Origin of the sequence: Roseisolibacter sp. H3M3-2 (assembly GCF_029211165.1) — a bacterium.
Lineage (GTDB): Bacteria > Gemmatimonadota > Gemmatimonadetes > Gemmatimonadales > Gemmatimonadaceae > Roseisolibacter.
The window spans coordinates 1-7,480 of record NZ_JARGEK010000246.1; the positions used below are offsets into that span (position 1 = coordinate 1).

The following is a 7,480-nucleotide window of genomic DNA, read 5'->3' on the forward strand; positions in this document are numbered from 1 at the left end:
TTGCCCGCCCGTCGGCGCGCCGGCCGGCGCCCCCGGCCCCGGCCCCGAGTCGTCGAGCGGCACCGCGAGCGCGGCGGCGAAGGCGGCGGCGCTCGGGTAGCGGTCGTCGGGGTGCTTGGCGAGCGCGCGGCGCACCGCCGTCTCCAGCCACGGCGACACCCCCGGGCGCCGCGCGGCGAGCGGCGGCGGCGCCTCGTGCAGCAGCTTGAGCATCACCGCCTGCCGCGTCGGCGCCGCGAACGGCGGCTCGCCGGTGATCATCTCGTGCAGGATGGCCCCGAGCGCGTACACGTCCACCCGCGCGTCGAGCGCGCGCGCGCCGGCGGCCTGCTCGGGGGCCATGTACTGGGGCGTGCCGATGGCGAGCCCGGTGCGCGTGAGCCGCTCCCCGCCCGCCTCCTCCAGCGCCAGCGCGATCCCGAAGTCGGCGACCAGCGCGTGCCCCTCGTGCAGCAGCACGTTCTCGGGCTTCACGTCGCGGTGCACGACGCCGCGCGCGTGCGCGTGGTCGAGCGCGTCGGCGACCTCGCGCGCCACGCGCACCGCCTCGTCCACCGGCAGCGTGCCGTCGCGCTTCAGGCGGTCGCGCAGCGTCTCGCCGCCGACGAAGGGCATCGCGTACCACGGCATCCCGTCGGCCGTCCCCGAGTCGAACAGCGGGAGCACGTGCGGGTGCTGCAGCGACGCCGTCACGCGGATCTCGGCCAGGAAGCGCTCGGCGCCGACGGCCGACGCCACCTCCTCGCGCAGCACCTTGAGCGCGACGGTGCGGTCGTGGCGCAGGTCGCGCGCGCGGTACACGATCGCCATCCCGCCGCGCGCGACCTCCCCCTCGACCGCGTAGCGCCGCGCGAGCGCGCGCGCGAGCCGCTCGGCGACGGGGGGCGGCGCGACGCCGAGCGCGGCGGCGGCCGGCACCTCGAGGAAGTTGTCGGCGCCGGCGGCGGCGGCCAGCAGCCACTCCACCTCGCGCGCCAGCGCGGCGTCGCCGCCGCACGCGTCGGCGACGAACGCCGCGCGCTCCTCGGGCGGGCAGCCGAGCGCCGCCTGCAGGATGGCGTCGACGGCGCGCCACCGCTCGGGCGTCATCGGGGGCGTGGTCACGACTCCAGCTCGCGGCGGAGCCACATGCGCGCGACCGCCCACTCGCGCCCGACCGTCGCCGGCGAGACGCCGAGGGCCGCCGCCGCCTCCGGGATGCTCAGCCCCGCGAAGTAGCGCAGGTCCACCAGCCGCGCCTTCTGCGGGTCGAGCGCGGCCAGCCGCGTCAGCGCGTCGTCGAGCGCGATCAGGTCCGCGGCGTCGAGCGTGTGCGTCGCGGCGGCCGCCGGGTCGCCCGGGTCGAGGGTGACCTGCGTGGCGCCGCCGCCGCGCTTGGCCGCGAGGCGCGTGCGCGCGTGGTCGACCAGCACGCGCCGCATCATGCGCGCGGCGACGGCGAAGAACTGCGTGCGGCTCTCCCAGCGCGCGTCGTGCTGCCCGCCGAGCCGCAGCCACGCCTCGTGCACCAGCGCGGTCGGCTGGAGCGTGTGCCCGTCCCCCTCGCGCTGCAGCGCGCGCCGCGCCTGCCGCCGCAGCTCCGCGTACACCAGCGGCGCCAGCGCCTCGGAGGCGTGCGCGTCGCCGGCGCCCCAGGCGCGCAGGAGCTCGGTGACGGCGGGGGTCGGGTCGTCGGCGGACATGGCGCCCTCAAGTTGGGGATCGGGTCCCCGTTTCGACACGGGCGAGGGTGAGCGGGTTTCGCCGGTTTCCGCGCGCTACGGGATGAGGCGCCGAGCGCCGTCGATCTCCCGGCCACCGGAGGACGCCATGACTACCCCGACTACGCCCCCGTTCCGACCCCGCGTTTCACTCGCTGTCGCGGTCCTGACATCGGCCGCACTCGCCGCCCTCGGCGCGTGCGCGCACCGCCCGCCCAACGGCGGCGCGGCGGCGGCCGCCGCGGTCGTGCGCTTCGACAACCTCGAGCGCGAGGCGGTGCGCGTCTATCTCGTCGGCGAGCGGCGCGAGTGGCTGCTCGGGCGCGTGGAGCCGGGCGCGCGGGCCCTGCTCCGGCTCCCCCGCGCCGACGGGCCGGCGTACGTGCGCCTGGCGGTGGTGCCGGGCGAGCGCCTCACGCTGCGCGCGGGCCCCGAGGTGCGCGCGTGGGTGACGTACCCGCCGCCCGCGGCGGCGCTCGCGGCGCGGCAGTGGACGTTCGCGCAGGGGCAGCTCACGCCGCTGCGTCCGCCGACGCCCTGACGACGCGCACGCCCGAGGGTGCCGCCGCGCCGACGCGCGGGGTTACGCTGCGGGAGATGCCGGCCGCGGTCGCGGCGGCCGGCCGACCACCCGCAGCGAGGCCCCCGATGTCGTACCGCCCGCCCGACACGCGACTCCCCGCGTTCGTCCCCTCCTGGCTCCCCGGCGCCACGCACGCGCTGCTGCGCGTGTTCGCCGGCGCGCTGTTCATGCAGCACGGCGTGCAGAAGCTGTTCGGCCTGCTCGTGGACCCGTCGCGCCCGTGGAACGGGCCGCCGGCGACGTTCTCGCAGATCTGGTTCGCGGGCGTGCTGGAGGTGTTCGGCGGCGCGCTGATCGTGCTCGGGCTGCTCACGCGCCCCGTCGCGTTCCTGCTCGCCGGCCAGATGGCGGTCGCGTACTTCCAGGCGCACGCGCCGCGCGGCTTCTGGCCGATCCGCAACGGCGGCGAGTCGGTGGTCCTGTTCTGCTTCGTCTTCCTCCACCTCTTCGCCGTCGGCTCGGGGCCGTTCAGCGTGGACGCGGCGCTGCGGCGGCGGAAGACGCGCCGGTAGCACGCGGTCGGCGCGCGGGGGGTAGGGGACGGCGGCGCGTCGGTGTCTTCATCACACGACGGCGCCTCGCGCCCGCCCCGCCCCTCCCCGGCCCTCCCGAGATGCTTCCGCGCCCGCTGCACACCATCCCCGCCGCGCACGACCACGACGACGACCACGACGACCACGGGGGACTGCACCGCGACCTGCTGGCCACCGGCCGCACGATGGACCGCCGCCGCCTCCTCCGCCTCGGCGCCCGCTGGGGGCTCGGGCTGGGCGCCATGCAGCTGCTCGGCTGCGCGTCGGACTCGGTCGCCGGCCCCGACACGACGGGCACCACGACGACGCCGAGCACCGGGACGACGGCGACGCCGACCGCCGGCGGGAGCTGCAGCCGCATCCCCGAGGAGACCGCCGGCCCCTACCCGGGCGACGGCTCGAACGGCGCCAACGTCCTGAACCAGACCGGCGTGGCGCGGAGCGACATGCGGTCGAGCTTCGCGGGGCTGAGCGGCACCGCCGCCGGCGTCCCGCTGCTGATCGAGCTGACGCTCGTCTCGGCGACCACCTGCGAGCCGCTCGCCGACCGCGCCGTCTACCTCTGGCACTGCGACCGCGCGGGGCTCTACTCGCTGTACTCGGCCGGGGTGACCAACCAGAACTACCTGCGCGGCGTGCAGAAGGCCGACGCCGAGGGGAAGGTGCGCTTCACGTCGATCTTCCCGGGGTGCTACGCCGGGCGGTGGCCGCACATCCACTTCGAGGTGTTCGCGAGCCTGGCCGCGGCCACCGACGTGCGCAACAAGGTCGCGACCTCGCAGATCGCGCTCCCCAAGGCGACCTCGGACCTGGTGTACGCGACCAGCGGCTACGAGGCGAGCGTGCGCAACCTGGCCGGGATCACGCTGGCGACCGACAACGTGTTCCGCGACGGGTCGGCGCTCGAGCTCGCGACGGTGACCGGCAGCGTCGCCCAGGGCTTCACCGCCGCCCTGACGGTGGGGGTGCTCGGGGCCTGAGGGCCCCGGAACCGGTTGGAGTGATTAGACTTCGGGCATGGAGTTGCTCCTCGCCCTCTGGATCGCGCTCGTCCAGGCGCTGACGCCGGCGCACGCGCCGAGCGCGTCCGTGCGTCTGGAGGCGGCGGCCGACCGGGGGGCGACGGCGTTCCTGCGCGCCGAGCGGGTGGCCGGGACGACCGCGGTCACGCGGGTCGCCGAGCCGACGCCGGTGGACGGCAACTCCGCTTCGCCGGCGCTCGACGGCCGGCGGTCGGCGCCCATCGGCGCGTCGGCCGCGGCCCGCGTGGCGCTGCGGCGCCTGGGCGGCCCCTCGCACGCCCCCGCGGCCGCGGGGGGGGTGCGCCCCTACTTCCCGACCGCCCCGCCTCTCCAGGGCTGAGCGCGCCGCCGCGGCGCGCCCGAGAACCGTCCCGCCCCGCGCTTCCGTGTGGGGCCGACCGTCGCCCATTCCTGGAGAGAGCCCATCATGGCGCAGCACGCCCGTCCCCTCCCGCCGCCGCAGGCGGCGAGCGGGGCCCCCACGCAGCACGTCCGCGTCGCGACCGCGTCGCCCGCGGAGCACCCGACCCCGTCCCGCACCACCCCGCCCCCGGCGACCGCGCCGGAGCCGGCCGGGCCCGCCTTCACGGTCGAGCCCCTGCCGCAGGAGGCGTGGTACCGCGGCGAGGGCTGGCTCGCCGTCCTCGGCTCGGCCTTCCTCCCGATCCTCGGGGCCGTCTTCGTCACCGGGTGGCCCAAGACGGCGCTGCTCGTGCTCGGCGCGCTGCTGGTGATCGCCGGGCTGGCCCTGCTGGCGCGCCGCGGCGCGCCGCAGTCCACCTAGCGCCTCCACCGCCCCGGCCCGCATGCCCCACGAGACCGCCCTCATCGGGACCATCGCCGCCGGACTCGGGCTGGCGTTCGTCTTCGGACTGCTCGCCAGCCGGCTCCGGCTCCCGCCCATCCTGGGCTACCTGCTGGCCGGGGTGGCGGTGGGTCCCTTCACCCCGGGCTTCGTCGCCGACAGCGGGCTCGCCGCCCAGCTGGCGGAGCTCGGGGTGATCCTCCTCATGTTCGGCGTCGGGCTGCACTTCTCGATCGCCGACCTGCTGGCGGTGCGCCGCATCGCCGTCCCCGGGGCCGTGGCGCAGATCGCGGTGGCCACCGGGCTGGGGGCGGCCGTCTCGCACCTGTGGGGGTGGTCGTGGGGGACCGGGCTGGTCTTCGGGCTCGCCCTGTCGGTCGCCAGCACCGTCGTGCTCCTCAAGGCGCTGGAGGCGCGCGGGATCCTCGACTCCTCCGACGGCCGGATCGCGGTCGGCTGGCTGGTGGTCGAGGACCTGGTGACGGTGCTGGCGCTGGTGCTCCTCCCCGCGCTCGCCCCGATGCTCGGGGGGACCGCGGGCGGGGGGGCGGCGACGGGAGGGCTCGCGGCGACGCTCGGGATCACCCTCCTCAAGGTCTCGGCGTTCGTCGCGGTCATGCTGGTCGTGGGCCGGCGGGCGATCCCGTGGCTGCTCGGGCGCGTGGTCAGCACCGGGTCGCGGGAGCTGTTCACCCTCGCCGTGCTGGCGGTGGCCCTCGGGATCGCCGTCGGCGCGGCGACGCTGTTCGGCGTCTCGTTCGCGCTCGGCGCCTTCTTCGCCGGCGTGATCGTGAGCGAGTCGGACTTCAGCCACGAGGCGGCCACCAACGCGCTCCCGCTGCAGGACGCCTTCGCTGTGCTCTTCTTCGTGTCGGTCGGGATGCTGTTCGACCCGGCCATCCTCGTGCAGCGCCCGCTCGAGGTGCTGGCGGTGGTCGGCATCGTCACCATCGGCAAGTCGCTGGCGTCGCTCGCGATCGTGCTCGGCTTCCGCTACCCGCTGCACACCGCCCTCACCATCTCGGCGAGCCTGGCGCAGATCGGCGAGTTCTCCTTCATCCTGATCGCGCTCGGCGTCTCGCTCGGGCTGGTGCCGCCGGAGGCGCAGGGGCTGGTGGTGGCGGGGGCGCTGCTCTCGATCACCCTCAACCCGTTCGTGTTCGGCGCGGTCGGGCCGATCGACCGGTGGCTGCGGGCGCGCCCGCGGCTGGCGGCGGCGTTCGAGCGCCCCGCGGGCGAGATCACCGAGCTCCCGACCAGCGTCGACGAGGACGCCCTGGCCGACCACGTGGTGCTGGTCGGCTACGGGCGCGTCGGGGCGCCGGTGGCCAAGGAGCTGGCGCGCCACGCCATCCCGTACGTCGTGGTGGAGCAGAGCCGCGAGCGCGCCGAGGACCTGCGCGAGGCCGGGCTCCCGGTGATCTACGGCGACGCCACCCGCCCCGAGGTGCTGGCCGACGCGCACCTGGAGCGGGCGCGCCTGGTGGTGGTGGCGGCCCCCGACGCCTTCCAGACGCGCGCGATCCTGGCGCTGGCCCGCCGCCTGAACCCCGGGGTCGACGTCGTGGTCCGCACCCACAGCGACGAGGAGCGCGAGTTCCTCGAGACGCACGGGGCCGGGCGCGCGCTGGTCGGGGAGCGCGAGCTGGCGGTCAGCCTGACGCGCTACGCCCTGCGGCGGTTCGCGGTGGCGCACGACATGTCGGAGGTCGCGGAGCGGGCGCTGGCGGGGAGTTGACCTCGGCGGCGGTGCGTCGTCCATGGGGCGACCCCGAGCCGCGCCCCGATGCCGTCGTCCGCCCCGCACGCCGAGTCCCAGCCGTCCGTCGCGTGCGACGGCTGATCGCGCTCCTGCTGCTCGCCGCGCCCGCCCTGGGCGCGCAGGACGGCCCGGCCGCGGAGTTGACGCGGGCACGCGCCCTCGTGCGCGAGGTCGCCCTCTACCAGCTCGACCGCCCCGCCCGCGCGGCCGCCGCCGGGGTCGAGGCGGTGCGGCTGCTGGCGGCGTCGCAGGACCCGGCCGCGGCGGCGCTGCGGGTGACGGCGCAGGCGGACCTGGCCGTCGCCTACGTGGGGCTCGGGCGCTACGACAGCGCCGCCACCGCCACCGCGGCCGCCCGCGCGCAGGCCGAGCGGACGGGCGACCGGGTGGGGCTGGCGCACGCGATCTGGAGCGACGGCGTCCTGGCGCAGCGGCGCGGGGAGCCGGAGCGGGCGGCCGGCCACTTCACGGAGGCGCTGGCGCTGCAGCGCGCCGCCGGCGCCGACAGCGCGGCGGCGAGCTCGCTCAACTACCTCGGCTTCGTCTACGCGACCGACCTGCCGGACTACGGCCGCGCGCTCGGCTACCAGCTCGAGTCGCTGCGGCTGCGCGAGCGGCTCGGGCACCCCGCCCCGCTGGCGAGCACCCTCAACTCGCTCGGCGTCCTGTACGGGCGGCTGCACGAGTACGACCGGGCGCACGGGTACTACGCCCGCGCGCTCGACCTGTACCGCGCCCTGGGCGACTCGGGCGGCCGGGGGCGCGCGGCGGGGACGCTGAGCAACATGGGCGACCTGCACCTCGAGCGCGGCGACGCGCGCGGGGGGCTGGCCTACCACCGCGAGTCGCTGCGCATGCGCGCCCCGGTCGGCGACCGGTGGTCGCTGTCGCTGGCGCACCGGAACGTCGCCCTGGCGCAGCTGGCGCTCGGGCGCCCGGCGGCGGCGCGCGCCGAGATGGACACGGCGATGCGGCTGGGCGCGGGGACGGGGAACCGCGGGCTGACCGTGCGCAACCTGCTGGCGCTGGCGGCGCTGGAGCGCGCGGGCGGGCGGCCGCGCGCGGCAGAGGCGGC

The 7,480-nt window shown here is 77.2% G+C and carries 9 protein-coding genes; 7 read left to right on the plus strand and 2 right to left on the minus strand.

The features are described from left to right. Together PYV61_RS17515 and PYV61_RS17520 are read right to left on the minus strand one after the other, a co-directional pair. The coding region (locus tag PYV61_RS17515) for a serine/threonine-protein kinase (RefSeq protein ID WP_275833973.1) at nucleotides 1–1,104 on the minus strand (1,104 nt) is incomplete at its 3' end. Next, nucleotides 1,101–1,682, minus strand: coding sequence for an ECF-type sigma factor (locus tag PYV61_RS17520; RefSeq protein WP_275833976.1), 582 nt, complete (start codon nucleotides 1,680–1,682; stop codon nucleotides 1,101–1,103). The genes PYV61_RS17520 and PYV61_RS17515, both read right to left, overlap by 4 nt. A 127-nt stretch (nucleotides 1,683–1,809) precedes the next feature. Here PYV61_RS17520 and PYV61_RS17525 point away from each other — a divergent pair, with 127 nt between their 5' ends. The 7 genes from PYV61_RS17525 to PYV61_RS17555 all read left to right on the plus strand — a co-directional run. Then, the gene (locus PYV61_RS17525; protein ID WP_275833978.1) at nucleotides 1,810–2,241 is read left to right on the plus strand and encodes a hypothetical protein; all 432 of its coding nucleotides are present in this window, start codon (nucleotides 1,810–1,812) and stop codon (nucleotides 2,239–2,241) included. 107 nt (nucleotides 2,242–2,348) lie between these two features. Further along, nucleotides 2,349–2,795, plus strand: a complete 447-nt coding sequence (locus PYV61_RS17530; RefSeq protein WP_275833979.1) for a DoxX family protein — start codon at nucleotides 2,349–2,351, stop codon at nucleotides 2,793–2,795. Nucleotides 2,796–2,896: 101 nt separating this feature from the next. Continuing rightward, entirely contained in the window at nucleotides 2,897–3,796 is a 900-nt protein-coding gene (locus tag PYV61_RS17535; RefSeq protein WP_275833981.1) for an intradiol ring-cleavage dioxygenase, read from the plus strand. A gap of 37 nt (nucleotides 3,797–3,833) precedes the next feature. Then, nucleotides 3,834–4,178 carry a hypothetical protein gene (locus PYV61_RS17540; RefSeq protein WP_275833983.1) on the plus strand — a complete coding sequence of 115 codons (345 nt, stop codon included), beginning with the start codon at nucleotides 3,834–3,836 and terminating at the stop codon, nucleotides 4,176–4,178. A gap of 87 nt (nucleotides 4,179–4,265) precedes the next feature. Continuing rightward, complete coding sequence (locus tag PYV61_RS17545) at nucleotides 4,266–4,622, plus strand: hypothetical protein (protein ID WP_275833985.1); 357 nt, start codon at nucleotides 4,266–4,268, stop codon at nucleotides 4,620–4,622. Between the two features lie 22 nt (nucleotides 4,623–4,644). After that, nucleotides 4,645–6,381 (plus strand): YbaL family putative K(+) efflux transporter, encoded by a 1,737-nt coding sequence (ybaL, locus tag PYV61_RS17550; protein ID WP_275833987.1) that lies wholly within the window; start codon nucleotides 4,645–4,647, stop codon nucleotides 6,379–6,381. A 92-nt stretch (nucleotides 6,382–6,473) separates the two neighbouring features. Beyond that, nucleotides 6,474–7,480, plus strand: a 1,007-nt coding sequence (locus PYV61_RS17555; RefSeq protein WP_275833989.1) for a tetratricopeptide repeat protein, incomplete at its 3' end; no start/stop codon positions are given.

Coding starts and splice junctions, on each gene's coding strand:
- PYV61_RS17545 (WP_275833985.1), top strand. CDS start 4,266: ATGGCGCAGCACGCCCGTCCCCTCCCGCCGCCGCAGGCGGCGAGCGGG.
- PYV61_RS17530 (WP_275833979.1), top strand. CDS start 2,349: ATGTCGTACCGCCCGCCCGACACGCGACTCCCCGCGTTCGTCCCCTCC.
- PYV61_RS17520 (WP_275833976.1), bottom strand. CDS start 1,682: ATGTCCGCCGACGACCCGACCCCCGCCGTCACCGAGCTCCTGCGCGCC.
- PYV61_RS17525 (WP_275833978.1), top strand. CDS start 1,810: ATGACTACCCCGACTACGCCCCCGTTCCGACCCCGCGTTTCACTCGCT.
- PYV61_RS17540 (WP_275833983.1), top strand. CDS start 3,834: ATGGAGTTGCTCCTCGCCCTCTGGATCGCGCTCGTCCAGGCGCTGACG.
- PYV61_RS17535 (WP_275833981.1), top strand. CDS start 2,897: ATGCTTCCGCGCCCGCTGCACACCATCCCCGCCGCGCACGACCACGAC.
- ybaL (WP_275833987.1), top strand. CDS start 4,645: ATGCCCCACGAGACCGCCCTCATCGGGACCATCGCCGCCGGACTCGGG.